Source organism: Pelagihabitans pacificus (assembly GCF_009371985.2).
GTDB classification, from domain to species: Bacteria; Bacteroidota; Bacteroidia; order Flavobacteriales; family Flavobacteriaceae; genus Pelagihabitans; species Pelagihabitans pacificus.
The window spans coordinates 271,347-293,835 of sequence record NZ_VIKU02000003.1; the positions used below are offsets into that span (position 1 = coordinate 271,347).

A 22,489-nucleotide genomic window follows, 5' to 3' on the forward strand; every position below is an offset into this window, starting at 1 on the left:
TTAGTTTAATACGCTCATTTTGAGGCGTTAAAACGTCCCAGTCGTTCCTATACAACAGTCTTTTCAACAAAAATATTGCCCAAAAAAGCCAAAATGACGGTGTAACAGTTCTTACCCATCCTGTCACGTTTCCCATATCGGCCCTAATCCATACCTTTGCCGTCGATTTCAACCGATAATGCGTACCATTCAAAAGAAAACCCTTCAGGATTTAGAATTTCCGACGGTTCTACAACAGCTTGCGAGCCGTTGTAATACCGAATTGGGAAAGGAGACCGCACTTGGCATTCAACCTTTGACCGATACGCATTTGATCCTATCGGCCTTGGGCAAAACCTCCGAATACCTCTCTTCCCTTGTCAGTGAAAATCGCATTCCCAATCATGGTTTTGACTCCATCAATGGAGAGCTACAATTATTAAAAATTGAGAATACCACTTTGGAGGTCAGCGGCTTTCGGCGTGTCGCTGCACTCTGTAACACGGTAACCACCCATAAGAAGTTCTTTAAGAAATTCAAGGAATATTACCCTTTGCTATTTGGGGCGTCCGATAAAATAGAGGCAAACGCGGAAATTCCCACACAAATCGATGCGGTTATCGACCGTTTCGGCGAGGTTAGGGATCGGGCATCGGACAAATTGCTAACTATCCGCCGACAAATCAACCAGGTACGCGGAAAAATTGGCCAGAGCTTTGCCGCAGCCCTTAACTTATATCATGGTTCCGACTATTTGGACGACATACGCGAGTCGGTAGTCGAAAACAGAAGGGTATTGGCGGTCAAGGCGATGTATCGTAGAAAGGTAAAGGGCACGGTGATGGGGTCTTCCAAAACAGGCAGCATCGTCTATATCGAACCGGAGGCGGCCCTAAAATACAGCCGGGAGTTGAATAACTTGGAATTCGACGAAAAAGAGGAAATACAGCGTATCCTCAATACGTTGACTGCCCTGATACGCCCGTTTGCGCCTTTGTTGCTGGAGTATCAATCCTTTTTGACACAAATGGATGTGACGGCCGCCAAGGCCAAATACGCCTTGGAGATGAATGCCCTGATGCCCGAAATCAATGAGGACAAACGGCTCTACCTGCGTGATGCGTTTCACCCGTTACTCTTCTTGAGCAATCGCATACAGGGCGAAACGACCTATCCCCAGACCATCGAATTGCATCCCGAGAACCGGATTATCGTGATATCAGGTCCGAATGCAGGGGGGAAAAGCATCACCCTGAAGACCATCGGCCTACTTCAAGTAATGCTTCAATCCGGACTCTTAATTCCCGTTCATGAAAGGAGTTCCGTTTGTTTTTTTGACCAAGTGCTGACCGATATCGGGGACAATCAGTCCATCGAAAACCACTTAAGCACCTACAGCTACCGCCTGAAGAATATGAACCAATTCCTGAAGAAATGCAATGCGGAGACCCTTTTTCTGATCGACGAGTTTGGCACGGGGAGCGATCCGGAACTGGGAGGGGCGTTGGCGGAGGCGTTTTTGGAGGTCTTTTACGAACGGGGCGCCTATGGCGTCATCACCACCCACTATGCCAACTTGAAAGCCTTGGCCGATGAACTGCCCCATACCGCCAACGCGAACATGCTTTTCGATGGGAAGACCTTGGAACCGACCTTCCAATTGGTACTCGGGGAAGCTGGAAGCTCGTTTACCTTTGAGGTGGCCCAGAAGAACGGCATCCCCTACTCGCTCATCAACAAGGCAAAGAAGAAGGTAGAACGCGGCAAAGTCCGTTTTGATGCCACGATAGCCAAATTGCAAAAAGAACGCAGCAAAATGGCTAAAACCGGCTCTAGATTGCAGGAAGAGGAGCAAAAGGCAAAGGAAGAAGCGGCCCGATTGGAAAAATTGAACGCCAAGATCAAATCGAAGTTGGAAAACTACCAGGAATTGTACGACCATGACCAACGGATGATACATTTGGGCAACAAGGTAGACAAGGCGGCCAACAAATACTTTCAGGACAAGAAAAAGAGGGCTTTGGTATCCGAATTGTTACGCATCGTAGAGACCGAAAACAGCAAACGAAAAAAGAAATCGGCCAAGGAAGCCAGAACCGAACGGGCCAAAAAGGCACAGGTGGCCCAGGAGGTGCAAAAAGAGGTAAAGGTGATTCGCGAGAAAAAGAAGGTCGAAAAGAAAAAAGCGGTCCAGAAAGAAAAAAACAAGCCGCCACCTGTTTTCAAGATAGGCGACCGCGTTCGTATGCTCGATGGGAAGGCCGTGGGGAGTATCGATTCACTCGAAAAGGGGAAAGCCATTGTAAACTACGGCATGTTCACGACCAATGTAAGTATGGATCGACTAGAATTGGTCGAACGCAAGAAGAATGGCTCTAAGTAATTTGATTATCAGTTTTTTATGTAATATCGTATACGATTCTCCCATGCGGTTGGCTTGATTATGTTATGTCAGTTTTACTCAAATTATCTTGTTGCACCATGAGACAGGTTAAAAACAACAGCCGGCATCAGGTTGTTGAATCCACAACCTACGACGCCGACTGCGTACCTATAAAAAAACTCGATGATCAATTACAGTTCACGGTCTTGACGGTTATTTGAAACACTCCATCAGCTTCATAGCACCGCTCCCTGGTATAGTAACCAACATTGAAGTCCCCTAATCGTCGCCAAACAAAAGCATCTTGGAACTCGAATTCGATTTCCACGTCATGCGCCCCGTTGGGTGGACTTTTAATCGATCTTTTGTTTTGGCTCACTTCCGTAAAACCACCGGTCCTACTGTTATTGGTACCGGCATCTTTATAGATAAATCGATAGCGGATGTCATAGATAGAGTTATTTTCCACTACCGCGTTTTCATGGTCGAAGTTGAAACTGCCACAGTTCTGGATACTGTAGTCCGTAGTATAACCCATTTTGGCCAAGGTATTGTCCTTCAAATAGCGGATTGTATAGGCAATCGGCACACCGGGATTGTTACGGCTATATACGGCGTTTTCCCCAGTTAGTATATAATTTAAGGAGCCTGGACCATCTTCGATGTTGGCGGCATTGATGGCCTCGGAGGCCACCTCGGCGTTCCCCCCGATGGTCACAACCGTGATGCTCGAATTTTTAAGAACGGCATCATAGGTGGAATTTACGGTCCCGGTACCACTCACGCCACTGGCATACTCCAATACGGCATCCACGGAGATGGAGGTATTGGTATTCTGGGTTTCCATCCGGAACATAATAATACGTCCGTAGGAAACAGAGCTTACATAAGCTGGTGGATTGTCAGAGGAAATTGCGGCCGAAACTTGGGCCTCCGTGACATCCGGTCCAAAAACACTGCCAGGATTGTTGGTCTCGGGGGTATCCATGGTTACCGTGTAAAAGACCTGTTTAAAGGCCATGGTAGCGACTCTTTTTTCGGTATCGCTTTCATATTCGAATTGAGAGGCGACCGCCCCGGTGGCCCATTCCAAATTCAGGCCGACATCCAAGCTGGTCTGTTTCGAAGAATAGGAAGTAGTGGCTTGATAGGACGAGTTGGAAGCATTGACATAACCGTCTTGATAGGCATTGGCATTCCACCATTCCAAGGCATTGTCGATCTTGGTTTGCACTTCAGAGTTTCTGGAAGGGTCCTCTACAACAATATTACCTTGTTCGCCGATTCCGGGCAAATCCAATCGCAAGGTAACCGGCGCTCTCCCCAATGTTAAAGGGTCGGGTGCCCCGTCGAGCATACCGGCATTCCCAACCACAAGGGCCCCTGGATAGATAACTCCATTCGTAGGGCGTAGAATGGCTACATCGTCAAAATTCGATTCCATATTATATTCCTCTGTAAGGCAGGTCTCGATGATCCCTTGGTTTGGACCTGAAGTCGTACTGCGTTCGTCTGTTTTGGTCTTTTCGGAAGGGGCCCCTCCGGTATCCTGTACATTCAAAAGATCCTCGGTACTATAGGATAAATTGGAAATCAATGAATTGATAGCGGCCAAATCCGGGTTCCCCTCTGGTTCTGGTTCCGGGTCGGGATCTGGATCTGGATTAGAGATAGGGTCCGGTTCCGGTGCTGGTTCGTCTTTACTACACGAAGGAAAGGAAAGCAAAAGCGATCCGATCAGTAAGAGGCAAAAAAACTGTCTGGGTGTAACTTGTTTTGTTTTCATAATACTTTTGGTTTTAAAGGATTCAACGAGTCAAATCTACCTGCAAACCAAGGCGCTACCTAATTTTGTCCATGGACAAAGTATGGACAGGCCCTATGGACTTTAACAAAAGTTTACATGGACAAACAACTATTCCCGAAAACACAAATGTTACCTCAATCCCCATAAATAGGACGTTTAGCGGGATATCTTACCAACTGGACATCTGAGAAAAGTATGGACTTTTTATGGACACGGCCATTTCGAAGAAGGGATATGCCCTTTTCAGGGAATGTCATAATGCTTATCTTGGAACAAAAGACTCAAGATGTTATTCACCGTGGCCAAAAACTTTTCTCTATTAATAATTACCTTATCGTCCTCGTTTCTAGCAAATGCGCAGATAGAAAAAAGGGGAGACAGTCTACTTTCCCTTTATTCTACCTCCGAAAAAATTGAAACGAGGGTGACGCTGTTGGAATCGCTCATCGACAATTATATCTATAACGATACTGAAGTAGCCAAAAGCTATATCCAAGAGTTAATGACGATATCACAAAAATCCAATTATGCCGAAGGCGTGATTCTGGGACAGCTTAACCTCGGCTATTATTACTATACCATTGAGAAAATGGATTCTGCCTATTACCATTTAAACAGGACGTTGGAGATAGCGAAAGAAAAAAACAAAAAAATAGGCGTTGTAGATGCGCTTTCCAACCTTTCTTTAGTTCAGGGACATAAAGGGCAATATGAAGAGGCCATTCGATTAATGGATTCTGTCGCGCAGCTTTATCTCGACAAAGGTGATTATCTAAACTACGGGGTTTCCATTAACAATTCTGCCGCCCATTACTATGATAAGGGCGATTACCTCAAAGCCATGCAAGGATATCGAAAAGCATTAAAAATTTTAGATACCATTACCAGAGAACCCTATAGAAAAGCGGACATACTCAGGAATATAGGAAAGCTGAATACCCGGCAGGGTAATTTAGATCAAGCCCTAAAGTATTTCGAATTAGCACTTGAAACGTATTTGGAAATCGAAGACCACGTGTATGCTGCATCGACCTACAGCGATATCGGGGCCGTACATTCTGATTTGGATGATGAGATTAGGGCAATCGAATTTTATAAAAAGGGGCTGGAGATCGGGGAGTCGAGTAACAACGAATCGGTCGCCATCATTTCACTGGGAAACATAGGCATCGCTTATAAAAATTTGGGGAATTACGATTTGGCGATTGAAAATCTAAAGCGATGTTTAAGTTATGATAGGGACGAACTTTCGGATATCAATGAAGTCATTTATTTATACCATTTGGGCAACTCGTTCACCTATATCAAAGAATATGAAATTGCAGAATCTTATTTGAACGAAGCTATTGTACTGGCAACAAAAGGGGAAATAGGGAATGAGCTATTGAATGCCCTAGATTATCGTGCATATAATTTTGAACAAAAAGGTGCGTTGGGATTCGCATTGGTTGACTTAAAAAAATCCCAAATAATACGAGACAGTTTATTCTCCCTTGAAAATGCAAAGCAAATCAGCGAGTTACAAACTGCCTACGAAACCGAGAAAAAAGAGGCTGCCATCGCTCTGCAAAAAGAAGAAATCAACACCCTTAATGAAAAAGCCAAGGTCGATACCTTGACCAAAGGGCTCTATGCGGGCGGTATGTTCTCTTTTGTGGCCGTATCGGGACTATTGTTCTTCGGTTTTCGACAACGTATCAAAAAGAACCGCATTGCACGCGAAAAACAGGAGGAAATCTACAAACAGGAAATCGAACACAAAAAAAAGGAACTCGCGAGCCAGACCCTGCACCTGGTGCAAAAGAATACCTTTATCCAAGAACTGATGGACAATTTGGAAAACATTAAAAACTCCCCGGAGAAATTCAAGATGGAGTTCCGTCGGATCGTGATGCTCCTAAAAAAGGAAAATGCCTCGGATAAGGACTGGGAGGTCTTTAAAACTTATTTTGCCGAGGTGCACAACGATTTCGACCAGAAACTAAAGACACTTTATGCCGATATTTCCGAAAAGGAAATACGCTTGGCGGCCTTTCTGCGTATGAACCTGACCACCAAAGAGATCGCCGCCACCTTGAATGTGTTGCCCGATAGTATTTTAAAGTCCAAATACCGATTGAAAAAAAAATTGGGACTGGATAAAGAAGTAGACCTTACCACATTTTTGAATACACTATGAAAAAGGTAGTTTTTCTCTTAAGCTGTTTTGTCGTCACTTTACACGGACAAAAAAACAAAGACCCAATAACCAACCGGGTGCCTGTCGAGCAAATTGAAGAATACTCGCGTAAATTCGACGAAATCTTTATAGATGACCCCTCCAAGGCCATCCTATTGCTTGAAAAAGCCCTACAGGAGCCTGAAATACGTTCAAGTGCCTACGGGCAGGCGGAAATGAATTTTCAATACGGACGCTATTTTCTGGACAAGGACTTATCCGATTCAGCCTTGCACCGATTTACATCCTCCAGAAAGCGATTCATCGATTTAGACAGCATTTCAAAGGTTAATGAGATCGATTATTACTTGGCCGTTTTGGAGAATGGAAAAGGCAACTATGCCAAAGCCCAGGCAATTATCGACGAGGAAACCTCGGTCGCCCCAAAAGATAGAAGGGACTCCTTGTTGCTTTTGCGCTTTATCAATTTAAGGGCCACGGTGTTCTCTAATATCGATGACCAAAAAAGTAGTATCGAGCGGGGTCTTGAGGCCTTGGAATTGTCCCGGAAATTAAAGGATAAACCTCGGGAAGCGTTAGCGTTGAAGGCCTTGGGAAGCAGTTATCATTACGCATCCAATTATGAACGTGCCTTGGAATACAAAAAAAAGGCACTGGCCGCCTATCGGGAACTGGGTGATATGCCGATGGTGGGCGTACTCTTGAACAATATCGGAAACGGAATATCGGTAATGGGTGATGAAGAAGGAGCCATCCCGTATTTTAAGGAGAGTTTGGGGATTTCGGAAAAGTATGAAAACTTCAACATGGTAGCCATCACCTCTTTTTGTTTGGGAAGAAGCTATGTGCGCCTCGATCGGGCCGTGGAAGGACTCCCCTTTCTCAAAAAATCTTTACAAATCTCCCAAAATATCACCAAAGCCCCAAAAACCGAAATGTGGGCCCTAAACGGACTGGCCAACGCCTACAACCGACTAAACCAACCCCAACGCGCCATTCCTCTTTTGAACCGAACCATTAAAATTTCAGACTCCATTCAAAGAAGAGCCGATAAAGTGGTGGCCTACGAATATCGATCAACATCCTATGAACTCCTGAACGACTTGGAAAAATCGCTGGAAGACCATAAACGTTTTAAAATCGCTTCGGATTCGTTGGCCACCATCGAACGCATCAATGAAATCGACCAACTTACTATCCGGTATGAAACCGAAAAAAAAGAAGCAGAAATCGCCCTGCAAAAAGAGGAAATCAAAACCCTCAATCAAGAGGTCGAGATTAGCAATCTCCGAAAGGGACTCTATGCCGGGGGCATGGCCTCTGCCCTAGCCTTGTCCGGACTTTTGGTCTTCGGTTTCCGTCAACGCATCAAAAAGAACCGCATCGCCCGTGAAAAACAGGAGGAAATCTACAAACAGGAAATCGAGCATAAAAGAAAGGAACTGGCCAGTCAGACCCTGCACTTGGTGCAAAAGAACACCTTTATCCAAGAGCTGATGGAGAATCTTGAAAAAATCAAAAACTCCCCGGAGAAGTTCAAGATGGAGTTCCGTCGGATCGTGATGCTCCTAAAAAAAGAAAATGCCTCGGACAAGGATTGGGAAGTCTTCAAGACCTATTTCGCGGAGGTGCACAACGATTTCGACCAGAAGCTAAAGACGCTCTATGCCGATATCTCGGAAAAGGAAATCCGCCTGGCGGCCTTTTTACGCATGAACCTGACCACCAAGGAGATCGCTGCCACCTTGAATGTGTTGCCCGATAGTATTCTAAAATCCAAATACCGCTTAAAGAAGAAATTGGGGCTTACAAAGGAAACCGATTTGACCACTTTCTTAAATACATTATAAAAACGATCGTGGAAATGCTGTCGGTTGTATCTTTGTACCGTGGAGAATCCTAAAAAAATCATTCTTTTCGACGGTGTTTGCAACCTTTGCAACCGTTCCATTCAATTCGTTATCAAGAGGGACAAGGCAGATTTGTTTCGTTACGCCGCCCTGCAGAGCGAGGTCGGGCAAAAACTACTTTCCGAACGAAATATCGATACCAAAACCATCGATTCCATCATTTTGATCGACCCGGGCGTGGCCTACTATGTAAAATCGGATGCAGCCCTACAAATCGGGAAGCATCTCAAAGGGTATCGCTCCCTCTCCTCTATTTTAAATTTGATTCCCAGCAAGTTACGAAATATCGTATACGATTTTGTGGCCCGTAACCGCTATAAATGGTATGGTAGAAAAGACCAATGTATGGTGCCTACTCCTGAATTACAGGCGAAATTCTTGGGGTAACTAAGTCAACACCCTTCTACACTCACCGAAGCCCCCCGCTCCCCCATTTTAAATTGGTATTCATCCTGTTTGCCGGTAGGTTTACCTCTAACTTAAAAACAACAACGATGAAAAACCTCCTTCAAATTCTGACGCTTTGTCCTTTTCTACTACTGGGCAATTTCGACCCCAAACTTCCTTCCACCGTCAAAGAAGTGACGGTATACCTCAACGGTGCACAGGTAACCCGCACAGCCATTTGCAATATCAAGGCGGGCACCTCCAACATAACATTGACCGGCTTATCAACGAAAATCGATGAAAGCAGCATCCAGCTATCCGGACTACAATCCGTGTCGATACTCTCGATGGACTATGACATCAATTATTTATCCGCCCTTGAGAATCCTGAGGAAGTTCAGCCTTTGCAACGACGGATCGATGAAATGCAAACGCAGATTGCCCTATTGAACAATACCATCTCGGGCCTAGAGGAAGAAGAACAGGTAATTTATGCCAATCGGTCGGTCGGTACCCGGTTGCAAAACCTCAGCCTTGAGAAAGTAAAGGAAATTAGCACCTACTACCGTGAGCGTATAACGGCCATCAAAAACGCGATATTTGACGCGAACACCCAAATCAACGATTTGAACGAAAACATTCGAACGATTCAAAAACAATTGGCCGAATTGAACAAAACACCCGAAAAGGAACAGGGAGAGCTCACCCTGAAACTGGACGCCCCCATAGCCACCAGCCTACGGTTGACAATTTCCTATCAGGTTTCGGATGCAGGTTGGATTCCCAATTACGAAATCAAGTCCAACGATATCGATCAACCCTTACTATTGGCCTACAAAGCCCATGTGTATCAAAAAAGCGGCGTCGACTGGAATAATGTTAAGATCACCCTATCGACCGGAAATCCTAAAAGCAACCTGGCGAAACCCCATTTGGGCACGAAATATTTGAATTTTACGAACGGTTATACCCATAGACGCCCTGTAGCAATCCAAAAGCAAAAATATGTCTACAACCCCTCCGTCAAAAAGATTACAGGAGTAGTGACGGATGAATCGGGTCTTGCACTTCCAGGGGCCAACGTCCGAGTGAAAGGTACTTCGGCGGGCACTCAAACGGATTTCGATGGCTATTTCTCCCTTGAAGCGAAAAACGGTTCGTCCCTAGTGTTTTCCTATCTCGGATATCACGACCAAGAAATCCCCATTTATGCCTCTATGATGAACGTTAGGATGCAACAAGATGCCACAGCCTTGGAGGAGGTCATAGTAACCGGCCAAGGTACCCGTCGAGAGAAAAGGGCGCTAGGCTATGCGGTAAGTAGTGTTGAATCTGAGGATATTTCAAGAACCTTGAACGGAAGGGCTGCGGGAATTAGCATACGAGGAACAAATACAGTACGTGGTGGTTCCATTAAAACAGCACCAAGGTCACCGCTCTACGTTATTGATGGGGTGCCGGTCGATGATTTTGTGGAGGGTGACCTGGATGAAAGCGAAATTCAGTCCGTTGAAGTCCTTAAAGGAGCGAATGCTACTTCCGTCTACGGTACCCGGGGTGCCAACGGGGTGATCATCATCACCACCAAAAAAAGTACGGCCCGAGACGGATTGAATCGAACGGATTTCGAAATTAAAAAATCGTATACGATTGTTTCGGATGCCGACATTACCGCCATTGAAATCAATACCTTTCAGTTACAGGCAGCCTATTCGTATTTTACGGCTCCCTTGGTAAACGAGAATGTGTTCTTGACCGCCACTTTTAGCAACTGGGAACAATACAATCTGCTGCCCGGGGAGGCAAGTATCTATTTCAAGGGCGGATACTCGGGAAAGACTACGTTGGATCCCTATACTACCAAGGCGGAAATGGTCGTCTCCCTGGGTATCGACCCCAACATTACGGTTACCCGAACACAGAATAAGAATTTTAAAAGTAGGTCTTTTACGGGAAGTAATCGAATCGTAAACCGTACGTATGATTTGGAAGTGAAGAACAACAAAAACCGTAGCATCGAGCTGAAACTACTGGACCGTATCCCTATTTCGCAAAACAAGGACATTAAAGTAGACGATATCGTGACGAACGATGCCCTACACGATATCAAAAAGGGACTCCTGACCTGGAAAATAAGCCTTCCGCCGCTGGAATCCATCACGAAAAGCTTTTCATTTCAGGTGAAATATCCCAGATACCGCTCGATATCGTTATAGGTGCCCAAACCCGGAAATACTACAAACCTTCCATGAAATGAGGGGTTGTTTTATTCTTCAAGAAACAGCGATTCAGCTAGGTTATATGCTAGCTTACTTAAGATTGTGTAGAATAAAATCAAGCGTTTTATTCGTATTCAAATTCTGTTGGTAGGCCAGATTACGATGGGTAATTTTTTTGGCAAGCCCCATTTGATAGAGCGCTTTGATGGCTTCTTCGTACTCAATGGACACTTTTCCCGTGAGCAGGTTGTCCATACTCGATTCTTTTCGATAGCGTTTGTATATTTTCCGTAAACCGCTCAAATACAAGCGGTCTTTGGTGAATCCGCCCCCTCGATGTGCCCGCAAGGTAATGGAGAAAGCATCGTTGCGATTGAGCTTGTACTGGTTGTGGATCATATCGAAGGTGTCGGCAAAACTGTATCCCTTGATCAAACTATCGGAAGCCAACACGCGATAGGCCAATTCCTTGAGCCTTTTTAGGGTAAGGGCCCCACCCATGTATTCACTCAATACCGCGAGTCCCTCCTGGGTTTCCACGTTATTGGGAAGGCCATTGGAAAAAATCCTCAATGGCTGAAGCTGACCATTATAGGTTGTTACCAGGTGTACCCCGATTTCATGATGGGCCAAGGTAAGCAACTGATTTTTGCTGAACCTGGTATTTTTCTTGATCAACAGGGCCTGTGACACATTGCTGACCATCGCATCGGCGGCAATATGTGTCGAAAACTTGATGTTTAACGGAAAGTCATATTGTTTGGCAAAGTCCTCGAAATAGGCCTTGGCTTCCTCCGGACTGAAAACCTTTTCCATATCCATGGAGTCCGGTTCATTGGAATAATGCAAAATAAAACGGGCATTTTGAACATCCCTTTCGGTCGGGGAGCCATATACACGCAACGAGTTATAATAAAAATCCTTCCCCGCCCCTATCGTCTCTATACATTGTACCATGTTTGAGTAATAGTAAATGATATCCTGATATAATTTGCGGATCGCATCATTCTCGATGCGCTCCAGGGGCTGTGAAAAAAAGAGCTGATGCAGTTTGTAGGGGTCAAATTTTAATTTTGGATAGCGGAACTGAGGGTTTTCAGCGTATTTTGAGGCAAAAAAACGATGTTTCTCCTTCTCGGTGTTCAAGGGGTTCACGTAGCTCAGCAACTCTATTTTCTTGACCAAACGGTCTAGCTGCCTATCGATTTCGAATAAGTCGCGGTGTATTTTTTTGTTTTCGGTCAATTCCCGTTCAGGTCCCATAAGTCGCTATCGTGAAATTCCTGTGCCTGCAAAGGTATCAATTCTTTCAATTGCTCTTCTACGGAACGTACTACTTCCGGATATAGTATCCCGGAAAGCTCATCGCAGTATACTTTTGAGATTTCCGTAGCAAGCACCAGGGTATTGTCGAAGTTTTGGGTGATGTACTTTAAAAAATAGCCATTTCCCTGAAAGGTGTCGTTAATTTTTGAGGTGGATTTGATGCCGTTGGGCAGTTGCATCCCACCCAATTTTTTACTCCAGGAATCGGCAATCCCGCCGTAGCGATCATTGTCGATATTCGCGGTACCAAGGTTCCATGTCGGTACTTCGCGGTCCCAGCGTTTCCAGTTGTAGCTGTGCATATCAAAAACAATGGCTTTGCCATATTTGGCTTCGATTTGGTGCACCAGGGCCGTTACGACCTCATAGAAATTGGTATGTTTCCCAAGACTTTGGTTTCGTTCCGTCTGGGATAAGGGGTTTTTCCACAGCTGCTTGCCCCAAGCATCGGTGTAAATCGCGGTTTCGGGAGCACGGTTCAAATCATATTCGAAGCGGCTATCACAGCCGGCTATAACAATGGGATGAGACCGAACCATTTCCTTGGTACAGGGATCTTCTTCATACCATCGCTCATATTCGGAATGCAGGCAATTTTCCCAAAGTGATCTACGAAATTGGTGACCATCGTGCACCGCCCCACAGATATAGGGCGCATAGGCGTCTATCTTGATGGTAAACGAATAATCCTCGGAGACTGCCTCAAAGGGGACTTCTTCCTTGATCTTTGAAATGATATTTGAAATACCGAGCTTAAGCATTCTCTACCTCGTCTCGCAGTCGGGTGCGCCGCTGAAAGGCCTGTAACTTATCCATGACCTTGCTCTCCACAAAATCGATGACCTTACATTGAATCTTGGTCTTGTATACCTTGTTCATGTAGGTGATACCGCCAGGGGACATGACATTGACCTCGACCAGCTTGCCACCGATAACATCGATACCCACAAAGTAAAGTCCGTCTTTCACCAATTTAGGACCGATTTGTTTACAGAGTGCCTTTTCATCCTTTGTCAATTGATGCTTGGCAACCGACCCCCCGGCGGACACATTGCTACGATGGTCATCGGAACCGGGTACGCGCCTCATGGCCCCGATAGGCTCCCCATTCAGCAAAAGAATACGTACGTCTCCCTGGTCCGCTCCTTCAATATATTCTTGAAGTATTACATAGTTAGACGTTCCATCAGAGTTCGTTACATAAAAATCAAGCAATGATTTGATATTACTCATGGCGGATTTTTCGATCAGGATGACCCCAGATCCACCAAAACCGTTCAGAGGCTTGAGAATCATCTGGTTCGAACTCGATTCCTTAATCTGTTCCAACAGGTAGTCCTTGTTCTTGGATACGTGGGTAGCAGGAATAATATTACCGTGCGAATCGCCAAAAGCGGCAGTATAGAGTTTATTGTTGGCTTCCCGAAGACCCTGCAATGAATTCACGATAAAAACATCGTCCTTTACGGAGTCCAAAAAATTGAGCATGATCGGATCCAAAGGGGGATTTGCCCTCATAAAAATAACGTCGAAACCCGCCAAAGGCAACATTTCTTCCCGCAGCCTGGCTTGTTTGTAAAAGGTTTTCAAGTTACCCGGTACCTTATCCATACGACCTATCACGGTGCAAAACGCATTCGTGACACTATTTCGGATCGTCAGGTTGGCGGGCGAACAGATCGCCACCCCATGCTTGCGCTTTACACATTCGTGTATCAAAGCAAGACTGGTATCGTTCTCGGCATCGATATCCTCCCAAGGATACATTAAGAAACAGATATTCATAAACTTCGATTTTTTTATTATCGGTCACCGGTGATCCTGGCCAGGTAGCCGGTCCCTTATTACAAACTACCAACTATTAAATTACTTCTTCCAAATGATCGTCCCATTCCTTTGGATGGGGCTTTCCCAATTTCCCGACCGATTTGGCCACCACCATGGAAACCGTAGCGTCACCGGTAATATTGACTACGGTCCGGCACATATCCAACGGACGGTCGACAGCAAATATCAAAGCCAGCGCAATGGGATACAACTCGGGTGGAAAACCTATGGATTCCAATACGATTACGAGCATCACCATGCCCGCCCCGGGTACCGCTGCAGAACCAATAGAGGCTAATAGCGCGGTTAGTACGATGATGATCTGATTACTGAACAACAAGCCTTCGGGCCATAAGACCTGCATCGCGAAAACCGCCGCCACCCCTTGGTACAGACTGGTACCGTCCATATTAATGGTTGCCCCGACAGGTAATACGAAACTCGAAACCTCCTTATCAACCCCTATGTGTTCCTCTACCCTTTCCATGGTTACCGGCAAAGTGGCGGCACTGGAACTGGTCGAAAAGGCTAATAATTGGGCAGGACTGATTTCTTTCAAAAACCAGAAAGGGTTTTTCCCAGTGTACATCGACACTACGAACGAATAGAACACGATCATCAAAAAGAGCCCCAGTACCACGACACCCGAATACTTCAACAGGGCGACTAGCAAGTCCGGGTCTCCGGACGAGGACACCACGTTTGCCAAAAGGGCAAAAACAGCATAAGGGGCCGTCAGCATGATCAAATCGACCATCTTTAGCACCACATCGTTCAGGGCGTCAAAGAAATCCTTGAGGGGCCTTGCCTTTTTTTCCCCGATCAAAAGCATCGAAATACCTAGGAATATGGTAAAAAAGATGACCTGGAGCATCAAGGCGTTATCGCTCATGGCGGCAATCGCATTATCGGGCACCATATCCTCGAGAAACTGCAAGGGTCCTCTTTCCCTTTGTTTCAATGCCTCATCCAACTTGGAGGTAACGCCACTATCACCGGCATAGGTCGTAGAGAGCTTGTTGATCGTGTCTTCGGAAATACCATCCCCCGGCTTTAATACGTTGACCAATAAAAGCCCGATTGTGATGGCTACTATGGTCGTAAACACATAAATACCAATAGTCCTCAGTCCGATTTTCTTGAACTTGGAAATATCCTTCAAATCGGATATCCCCTTGATCAAAGAGGCCAAAATCAGTGGAATTGCAATAAGCTTAAGAAGTTTTACAAAGATGGTTCCAAAGGGATTTATCCAATCGGCAACAAAGTCCCGGCCCCAATCCGGATAGGTCATTACGAAGCCAAAAAGCAACCCCAGCAACATTCCTATCAAGATTTTCCAGTGCAATTCCAGTTTCCGCATGTATCGTATGGTTTAGGCAGGGAAGATACTATTTTTGAACGTAAGAAGAAAAGGGAATGGTTGAAAGAAACAGGGTCGCTCCCCAAAGTGGACTTGACTTGGATTGGCATAAAATCCATCTATTTTTAGATTTGCCGACATCGAAGCAACCCTGGATAAGGGATACCCGAGTATGATTGACCAGCTTGCCCTATGCAACAACCAGAACCTACTGTACGATGAAAGCCCTATTTCTTGATGGTTCTGTTGAGGAGTACAAAATCGGCGAGGACCAGGGCGGCCATGGCCTCAACGATGGGTACGGCCCTGGGAACCACGCAGGGATCATGGCGACCTTTTCCTTTCGCCTGTACCTTGTTTCCCTCCTTATCAATCGTCTCATAGCCCTGGATGACGGTAGCGACCGGTTTAAATGCGATATTAAAATAGATATCCATACTATTGCTAATGCCCCCCTGAATGCCTCCACTGTAGTTGGTCTTGGTACTGCCATCGGTATTGAAGGGGTCGTTGTGCACGCTACCTTTCATTTTAACGCCTTGGAAGCCACTACCATATTCAAAACCTTTGACCGCGTTGATCGAGAGCATCGCCTTGCCCAACTCGGCATGTAGCTTGTCGAATACCGGTTCCCCCAATCCTATCGGTACATTTTGGATGACTCCGGTAATGACCCCACCGATAGTATCGCCCTCTTTCCGAATGTCCTTGATATAGGCCTCCATTTTTTTGGCGGTATCGGGATCCGGACAACGTACGGGGTTGGACTCGATTAGCGAAAAATCCATCTCCTGATAGTTTTTGTCGATCTTTATCTCGCCGACCTGGGATACGAAGGCATTGATTTCAATATCCTCCAAAAACTGTTTGGCAATAGCCCCTGCCACTACCCTACTGGCAGTTTCCCTGGCAGAGCTGCGTCCTCCTCCACGATAATCCCTAAAACCATACTTGCGGTCATAGACATAATCGGCATGGGAGGGACGGTAGGAGTCCTTGATATGGGAATAGTCCTTTGATTTTTGGTTGGTATTACGAATTGCAAAACCGATGGGGGTCCCGGTAGTCTTTCCTTCGAAGATTCCAGAGAAGAATTCCACGGTATCGGGCTCCTTCCTTTGGGTCACAATGGACGACTGCCCTGGTTTTCGTCGATCCAATTCCTTTTGGATGGCTTTGAGGTCGAGTTGTATTCCGGCCGGACATCCCTCTAAAACTCCTCCAATCGCCACACCATGGGATTCGCCAAAAGTCATCAACTTGAAAAGGTTTCCGAAGGTATTGCCCGCCATATGCTTGTTTAAGGATTAAACGAAGCCACAAAAGTAAATCTTAAATCAGAGCCGACCAAAATTAGACAGGAGGTAATGTTTACTTAACATTTCTATTCTTCGGATAAAGATAACTTAACCTACTATTCGCCAATTGTTGATATCCTGTTCATCCTTAGTTGATACCGATAGGTTTATTTTGCAGGAATAATTGTTGCGTTTAAAAAACAGCAGGAAGCGCTTGTACATGAAAAGACGTAAAATTGATATGGCGGTCGTTTCTGATGTCCATTTGGGGACCTATGGCTGTCATGCAGAGGAATTGCTGACCTATTTGAACAGCATTCAGCCGAAAAAATTGGTCCTTAATGGGGATATCATCGACATCTGGCAGTTCAGCAAACGCTATTTTCCTCCGGCTCATATGAAAGTGTTACGGAAGATTATTGGGATGGCCTCCAAAGGCACGGAGGTATATTATATTACCGGTAACCACGATGAAGCCCTGCGAAGGTTCTGCGGCACGGTGATGGGAAATGTTCGTATTGTAAATAAATTGGTATTACCACTCGACGGAAAAAACGCTTGGTTCTTTCATGGCGATGTGTTCGATGTCTCTATTCAAAATGCCAAATGGCTGGCTAAATTAGGAGGATACGGCTATAGTCTTTTGATTCTGATCAACCGACTGGTCAACTGGGTATTGATAAAGCTCGGCAGGGAAAAATACTCCCTATCAAAAAAAATAAAGAATGGTTTTAAAGGGGCGCTACGGTATGTTTCGGACTTTGAAAAGACTGCAGTCGAATTGGCCATTGAAAACGGCTATGATTATGTGGTTTGTGGACATATACACCACCCTAAAAAGGAGCTGATGATTACCAAGAAAGGCCGGTGTACGTACTTGAACTCAGGAGATTGGGTAGAAAATCTTACTGCCTTGGAATATTCCTTCAAACGCTGGAAAATATATCGATACAATCACGACAAGCTTTCGCCCTTCTTTGCAGATGAGGAGATAAAGCACATGGACATGCACGAACTGGTGGCCTCCCTTACCGATAAAAACGAGGACAAGGAGCGTTACGGCGAACCCTTAATTGATGAGGGCCTTTCGTAAAATAGAGACAGGATGTAATGCCTTGCGTTTGGTGCCATCATATATCTGATGCCTGCAACTGGTACCATTTGCCGCTATGATCACGTCATCGGCGGTTTTTCGCACTGAAGGAAACAGCTTCAGTTCCCCAATTTGCATACTTAGCTCGTAATGTTCTTTCTCATAGCCAAAGGAGCCCGCCATTCCGCAACAGCCGGAACTAATGATAGACACCGAATAGTTTTCAGGAAGGTTTAAAATATCAAAGGTGACTTTCTGATTACTCAATGCCTTTTGATGGCAATGCCCGTGTATTTTCACCGTTTTGGCTTCCTTCGTAAAGCTAGATGAGGCAATGGTCCCTCTTTCAATCTCGCTGGATAGAAATTCCTCGATCAAAAAGGTGTTGGATGCTATTGCCGCCGTACTGGTTGCATCATCGAAAAGTCTTTGATATTCATCCCTGAACGTCAAAACGGCTGAGGGCTCAAGTCCAACCACTGGAATATCGGCATCCGCAAATGCCTTCAGTTCCGGGATATTGACCAGAGCAAGTTTTTTGGCCTGTTTCAGAAAACCCTTTGAGATGTAGGTGCGACCACTTTCTGCAAAAAATAGGGTGACGTCGTACCCTAGTCGCACCAAAACATCGATGGCATCCCTACCCAGGTCGGTATCCATATACCTGGTGAATTCATCGATATACAAGGCCACTTTTTTATTTCTTGTACTATTTTGATTTTGAACTTCTTGTAAATACTTTTGAAAATTAACACTTGAAACTTTGGGGAGGCTTCTAGCCGTCGCGACCCCTGCCGCCTTTTTAAGCAAATCGCCCAACAAGGGGAAAGTGTACACCGCGTTGGTCAAGCCGGCTACCTTGCTCCCCAGTCGATTGAGCTTCGCATTATGCGCAAACAGCTTGGCCCTTAACGGATAACCATTTGCCTCTTGGTATTGGTATTGGAACTCCGCCTTTAAGGTAGCGACATCGACATTGCTTGGACATTCACTGGCACAGGCCTTACAACTAAGACACAGGTCGAATACCTCTTTCAGCTCTTTTTGATCAAAACGGTTCTTTTGGTCCGACGTGGTTAAAAACTCCCGAAGTGCATTGGCCCTGCCCCTAGTGGTATGCCTTTCGCTTTTGGTGGCGTGGTAACTCGGGCACATGGCACCCTTCATTTCATGGGTTTTGCGACAATCACCGCTACCATTACACTTTTCGGCCGCTTTCAGGATGCCTTCACTGTCGGCAAAATCCATAAAGGTCGCTACCTCCGGTTCCTCCCGGTCGATTTCATATCGGAGAGACGCATCCATGGCATAGGCATCCACTATTTTCCCTGGATTAAAAATAGTGTTGGGATCGAAATATGATTTAATACGTTTCAATAACGCATAGTTCCGCTCCCCTATCATCAAAGGAATAAATTCCGCCCGAACGATACCGTCGCCATGCTCCCCACTGAACGACCCGCGATATTTTTTTGTCAATTTGGCCACATCGGTGGTAATACTTCGAAATAGGGCAACATCCTTGGATTTCTTTAAATTCAGAATAGGTCGCAGATGCAATTCGCCTGCCCCTGCATGGGCGTAATACACCGCTTCCTGTCCGTATCCTTTCATGATTTTCGAAAACTCCCCTATAAAATCATTCAAGTCTTCCAACGCCACCGCGGTATCCTCGATACAGGCCACTGCCTTTCGGTCACCCACGATATTCCCTAGTAGTCCCAGTCCCGCCTTCCGCAGCTCAAGGGCCTGATGAATCTCGTTGCCCCTCAAGACCGGGCTGGCATAGCTACGACCCGATGCTTTTATGGTGGCCAAAAGTTCCTCTAGCTGGGCCTGCAAATCCGCTTCGATATCCGCCTTTACCTCCAACATAAGGAGGGCGGCGGGATCCCCGGCTACAAAAAATCGGTTTTTGAGCTGTTCCCGATTGTTCTTGGTGCAATCGAGAATTACCCTGTCCATCATCTCGCAGGTATGCAGCCCGTGCTTCATTACCGGCGCCACATCCATCAAACAATCCTCCAGCGTTTGGTAATGGGTCACTACCATCGCGGAGAGGTTTGGGGGCAGCTCATCCAATTGCAAGGTGATTTCAGTGGTGAAAGCAAGCGTACCTTCGCTTCCACTTAAGAGTTTGCAGAGATTGAAGTTCCCCTCGTCACCGCCAAAAACACTACTTTTTAGCAGCTCATCAACCGCATATCCCGTGTTTCTTCGGTGAATCTGCCGTTTGGGAAATTCAGAGGCAATTTCTTTCTGTATTTCACTGTTTACAAGCTCTTTGTATATATTTTTATAAATTGAAGATTCAAGTGTATTCCCGTCCATCTTCGCTTCTAGCTGCGCCTGCGATATCGACTGGAACGCTACCTCGCTGCCATCGGACAGCACCGTTTTGAGCGCGACCACCTTATCCCTTGTAACCCCGTACTTGATAGAAGTGGTACCCGAGGAATTATTGCCGACCATTCCCCCGATCATACAGCGATTGGCGGTGGAGGTGTTTGGACCGAAGAAAAGTCCATATGGCTTTAAAAACAGGTTCAACTCGTCCCGGATCACCCCGGGTTGCACCTTCACCTGTTTCCGTTCCACATCCAACTGTAAAATATTGGTGAAATTCTTGGAGACATCGACCACGATGCCATCCCCTACACATTGCCCGGCCAACGATGTACCCGCTGTTCTTGGAATAAGGCCTATACGATGCTCATTCGCAAAATGAATTAGCTTTTTAATATCTTCGACCGAGCTGGGATAAGCAACTGCCAGTGGTATTTTGCGATATACCGAGGCATCTGTAGCATACAGTGCCTTGGTAAGGGAATCGTTGAGGAGCCTTCCTTCCAATGAACTCCCCAGTTGTTTTAGTAAATTTTTATCCAAGGTCGAACAATTTTGTGGGCAAAATTAAGTTTTTATTGGTTGAGGCGGGCATGTTCACCGCCTTTTATTAAGAACCAAAACACATACCTATGAAGATTGTAAAAACAGTAACGCTTTTATTCTTTTTTGGCACAATGGCCATGAACGCACAGGAAATCTCCAATCACGCCCTAGGATTGCGATTGGGGGATAGCGACGGTTTCGGGGCGGAAATCTCGTACCAAAAACAGATCAAACGCACCAATCGTTTGGAGCTGGACCTCGGATGGCGGGACAGCAGAAACTATGATGCTTTCAAATTGGCCGGATTATATCAATGGGTGTTGCCCATCGATGGTGGATTTAATTGGTATTACGGTTTTGGGGGCGGATTGGGAAGTGTAGATTTCGAGCCTAGATTCCGTGACGACGAGCCCTTTGATCCGGATGGTGGCCTTTTTATTTTCGCAGCGGGAGATATTGGCATCGAATATAATTTTGACTTTCCACTACTCCTCTCCCTGGATTTTAGACCTGAAATAGGGCTTATTGGCTACAACGACTTTTCGGATAATTTCGATTTTGACATCGCCCTTGGGGTCCGATATCAGTTTTAGTAAGAACAAAATAGGATTTTCGAAGCCCTGACCTAGACAGTCAGGGCTTTTTTAATACTCGGTATATGATTACCTTTGCCCTTTAATCAAGAGAAAAAAATGAAAAATAGTATTGTAGCCCTTGGTGTTATAGCAGTATTGTTCGCTTGTAACAGTAAGCCGGATGGGTATACCGTGAACGGCAGTTTACGGGGCGAGGTCGAAAATGGAACGAAGGTATATCTCAAAACAATCGGAGATAACAACCAGCCTGTTGATGTGGATACCACCACTGTGGAAAACGGAAAATTTGTTTTTACGGGGATGGCCGGTATTCCCGAAATGCACTACCTCTTTATAGACCAGGTTCAAGGAAATTCCGCTTTAGTCCTAGAAAATGGGGAGATTGAATGGTCGGCCCAGAAGGATAGTTTGAATGTGGCCAAAATCCAAGGCACCCCACAGAACGATATTTTTGCGGATTATCTAGAGAAGTTCCAAGGGATTTCCAAAAGGGCCCAATCGATTCAGGAAGACATGCAAAAGGCAAGTACTTCAAGAGACGATGCGACGCTTACGGCCCTCAAGGAAGAAATGAACGAATTGCAGGAAGAGTATAAGAACTTCGACCTCACCTATATCAAGGAACATCCCAACGGACTCATATCGGCCTTGTTGATCGATCGGGCCTTGGCGTCCCGTACGATTCCAACCGAGGAGATTCAAGCCATGTATGATGGACTTTCCCCTGAAATAAAGGAAACAAAAGCCGCCAAAAAGGTATTGGAAAAGTTAGAGGAGTTCAGGAAAAAGGAAGAAACGGCCAAAAATACCGAAATCGGGGCAACCGCTCCAAACTTTAGTGCTCCAGACCCCAACGGAAACGAATTGAGCCTGGAAAGCGTGAAAGGAAAATTGACCTTGGTTGATTTCTGGGCCGCTTGGTGCCGCCCCTGTCGTGCCGAGAACCCGAACATCGTGAAGGTGTATGAAAAATATCATGACAAAGGCTTTAATGTCATCGGTGTATCATTGGATAGAAAGGCAGAGGACTGGAAAAAGGCCATCGCTGATGATAAATTGGCCTGGAACCAGGTCTCGAACTTGGCATATTTTAACGATCCCATTGCAAAATTGTACAACGTGGACGCCATTCCTGCCGCTTTTCTGTTGGATGAGAACGGTGTAATTGTAGCAAAAAACCTTCGAGGGGACGCCCTAGAGGAAACGGTGTCCGAACTTTTGAACTAACCA

General features: G+C 45.7%; 15 protein-coding genes. 8 read left to right on the forward strand and 7 right to left on the reverse strand.

The genetic code is table 11. From position 1 onward, the window contains the following. The first annotated feature begins 178 nt into the window (after positions 1–178). Positions 179–2,362, forward strand: coding sequence for an endonuclease MutS2 (locus tag FK220_RS11800; RefSeq protein ID WP_152574534.1), 2,184 nt, complete (start codon positions 179–181; stop codon positions 2,360–2,362). Positions 2,363–2,549: 187 nt separating this feature from the next. Here FK220_RS11800 and FK220_RS11805 read toward each other — a convergent pair whose 3' ends face one another. Next, entirely contained in the window at positions 2,550–4,148 is a 1,599-nt protein-coding gene (locus FK220_RS11805; protein WP_152574535.1) for a thiol-activated cytolysin family protein, read from the reverse strand. Between the two features lie 307 nt (positions 4,149–4,455). Here FK220_RS11805 and FK220_RS11810 point away from each other — a divergent pair, with 307 nt between their 5' ends. The 4 genes from FK220_RS11810 to FK220_RS11825 all read left to right on the forward strand — a co-directional run bounded on the left by FK220_RS11810 (position 4,456) and on the right by FK220_RS11825 (position 10,861). After that, positions 4,456–6,348, forward strand: coding sequence for a tetratricopeptide repeat protein (locus tag FK220_RS11810; RefSeq protein ID WP_152574536.1), 1,893 nt, complete (start codon positions 4,456–4,458; stop codon positions 6,346–6,348). Next, positions 6,345–8,198, forward strand: coding sequence for a tetratricopeptide repeat protein (locus FK220_RS11815; protein WP_152574537.1), 1,854 nt, complete (start codon positions 6,345–6,347; stop codon positions 8,196–8,198). Before FK220_RS11810 ends, FK220_RS11815 begins: the two co-directional genes overlap by 4 nt. A 24-nt stretch (positions 8,199–8,222) precedes the next feature. Further along, on the forward strand, positions 8,223–8,645 hold the full coding sequence (locus tag FK220_RS11820) for a thiol-disulfide oxidoreductase DCC family protein (protein WP_152574538.1): 423 nt from the start codon (positions 8,223–8,225) through the stop codon (positions 8,643–8,645). Positions 8,646–8,752: 107 nt separating this feature from the next. Next, entirely contained in the window at positions 8,753–10,861 is a 2,109-nt protein-coding gene (locus FK220_RS11825) for a mucoidy inhibitor MuiA family protein (protein WP_152574539.1), read from the forward strand. A gap of 93 nt (positions 10,862–10,954) precedes the next feature. Here the strand turns inward: FK220_RS11825 and FK220_RS11830 are convergent, their stop codons facing one another. The 5 genes from FK220_RS11830 to aroC form a co-directional block, all read right to left on the reverse strand. Continuing rightward, the gene (locus FK220_RS11830) at positions 10,955–12,127 is read right to left on the reverse strand and encodes a flavohemoglobin expression-modulating QEGLA motif protein (RefSeq protein ID WP_152574540.1); all 1,173 of its coding nucleotides are present in this window, start codon (positions 12,125–12,127) and stop codon (positions 10,955–10,957) included. Then, positions 12,106–12,951: an N-formylglutamate amidohydrolase gene (locus FK220_RS11835; protein WP_152574541.1), complete on the reverse strand. Its 846-nt coding sequence runs from the start codon at positions 12,949–12,951 to the stop codon at positions 12,106–12,108. Before FK220_RS11835 ends, FK220_RS11830 begins: the two co-directional genes overlap by 22 nt. Beyond that, complete coding sequence (gshB, locus tag FK220_RS11840; protein ID WP_152574542.1) at positions 12,944–13,975, reverse strand: glutathione synthase; 1,032 nt, start codon at positions 13,973–13,975, stop codon at positions 12,944–12,946. Before gshB ends, FK220_RS11835 begins: the two co-directional genes overlap by 8 nt. 76 nt (positions 13,976–14,051) lie before the next feature. Beyond that, a complete protein-coding gene (locus FK220_RS11845; RefSeq protein ID WP_152574543.1) occupies positions 14,052–15,380 on the reverse strand; it encodes a dicarboxylate/amino acid:cation symporter in 1,329 nt (442 codons plus the stop codon). A 227-nt stretch (positions 15,381–15,607) separates the two neighbouring features. Next, positions 15,608–16,672 carry a chorismate synthase gene (aroC, locus tag FK220_RS11850; protein WP_152574544.1) on the reverse strand — a complete coding sequence of 355 codons (1,065 nt, stop codon included), beginning with the start codon at positions 16,670–16,672 and terminating at the stop codon, positions 15,608–15,610. Positions 16,673–16,898: 226 nt separating this feature from the next. Between aroC and FK220_RS11855 the strand changes: the two genes are divergently transcribed. Continuing rightward, entirely contained in the window at positions 16,899–17,771 is an 873-nt protein-coding gene (locus FK220_RS11855) for a UDP-2,3-diacylglucosamine diphosphatase (RefSeq protein ID WP_152574545.1), read from the forward strand. Here FK220_RS11855 and FK220_RS11860 read toward each other — a convergent pair. After that, positions 17,748–20,660, reverse strand: coding sequence for an FAD-binding and (Fe-S)-binding domain-containing protein (locus tag FK220_RS11860; protein ID WP_152574546.1), 2,913 nt, complete (start codon positions 20,658–20,660; stop codon positions 17,748–17,750). The genes FK220_RS11855 and FK220_RS11860 overlap by 24 nt on opposite strands. Before the next feature lie 89 nt (positions 20,661–20,749). On the opposite strand from FK220_RS11860, the gene FK220_RS11865 reads away from it, so the two are divergent. Both FK220_RS11865 and FK220_RS11870 read left to right on the forward strand, forming a co-directional pair. Then, positions 20,750–21,256 (forward strand): hypothetical protein, encoded by a 507-nt coding sequence (locus FK220_RS11865; RefSeq protein ID WP_152574547.1) that lies wholly within the window; start codon positions 20,750–20,752, stop codon positions 21,254–21,256. 99 nt (positions 21,257–21,355) lie between these two features. Continuing rightward, positions 21,356–22,486: a TlpA disulfide reductase family protein gene (locus tag FK220_RS11870; RefSeq protein ID WP_152574548.1), complete on the forward strand. Its 1,131-nt coding sequence runs from the start codon at positions 21,356–21,358 to the stop codon at positions 22,484–22,486. Positions 22,487–22,489 lie beyond the last annotated feature (3 nt).

Bases quoted from the DNA above. Each gene is read 5' to 3' on its own strand.
- FK220_RS11800 (WP_152574534.1), top strand. From the start codon at position 179: ATGCGTACCATTCAAAAGAAAACCCTTCAGGATTTAGAATTTCCGACG.
- FK220_RS11805 (WP_152574535.1), bottom strand. From the start codon at position 4,148: ATGAAAACAAAACAAGTTACACCCAGACAGTTTTTTTGCCTCTTACTG.
- FK220_RS11810 (WP_152574536.1), top strand. From the start codon at position 4,456: ATGTTATTCACCGTGGCCAAAAACTTTTCTCTATTAATAATTACCTTA.
- FK220_RS11815 (WP_152574537.1), top strand. From the start codon at position 6,345: ATGAAAAAGGTAGTTTTTCTCTTAAGCTGTTTTGTCGTCACTTTACAC.
- FK220_RS11825 (WP_152574539.1), top strand. From the start codon at position 8,753: ATGAAAAACCTCCTTCAAATTCTGACGCTTTGTCCTTTTCTACTACTG.
- FK220_RS11830 (WP_152574540.1), bottom strand. From the start codon at position 12,127: ATGGGACCTGAACGGGAATTGACCGAAAACAAAAAAATACACCGCGAC.
- FK220_RS11835 (WP_152574541.1), bottom strand. From the start codon at position 12,951: ATGCTTAAGCTCGGTATTTCAAATATCATTTCAAAGATCAAGGAAGAA.
- gshB (WP_152574542.1), bottom strand. From the start codon at position 13,975: ATGAATATCTGTTTCTTAATGTATCCTTGGGAGGATATCGATGCCGAG.
- FK220_RS11845 (WP_152574543.1), bottom strand. From the start codon at position 15,380: ATGCGGAAACTGGAATTGCACTGGAAAATCTTGATAGGAATGTTGCTG.
- aroC (WP_152574544.1), bottom strand. From the start codon at position 16,672: ATGGCGGGCAATACCTTCGGAAACCTTTTCAAGTTGATGACTTTTGGC.
- FK220_RS11855 (WP_152574545.1), top strand. From the start codon at position 16,899: ATGAAAAGACGTAAAATTGATATGGCGGTCGTTTCTGATGTCCATTTG.
- FK220_RS11865 (WP_152574547.1), top strand. From the start codon at position 20,750: ATGAAGATTGTAAAAACAGTAACGCTTTTATTCTTTTTTGGCACAATG.
- FK220_RS11870 (WP_152574548.1), top strand. From the start codon at position 21,356: ATGAAAAATAGTATTGTAGCCCTTGGTGTTATAGCAGTATTGTTCGCT.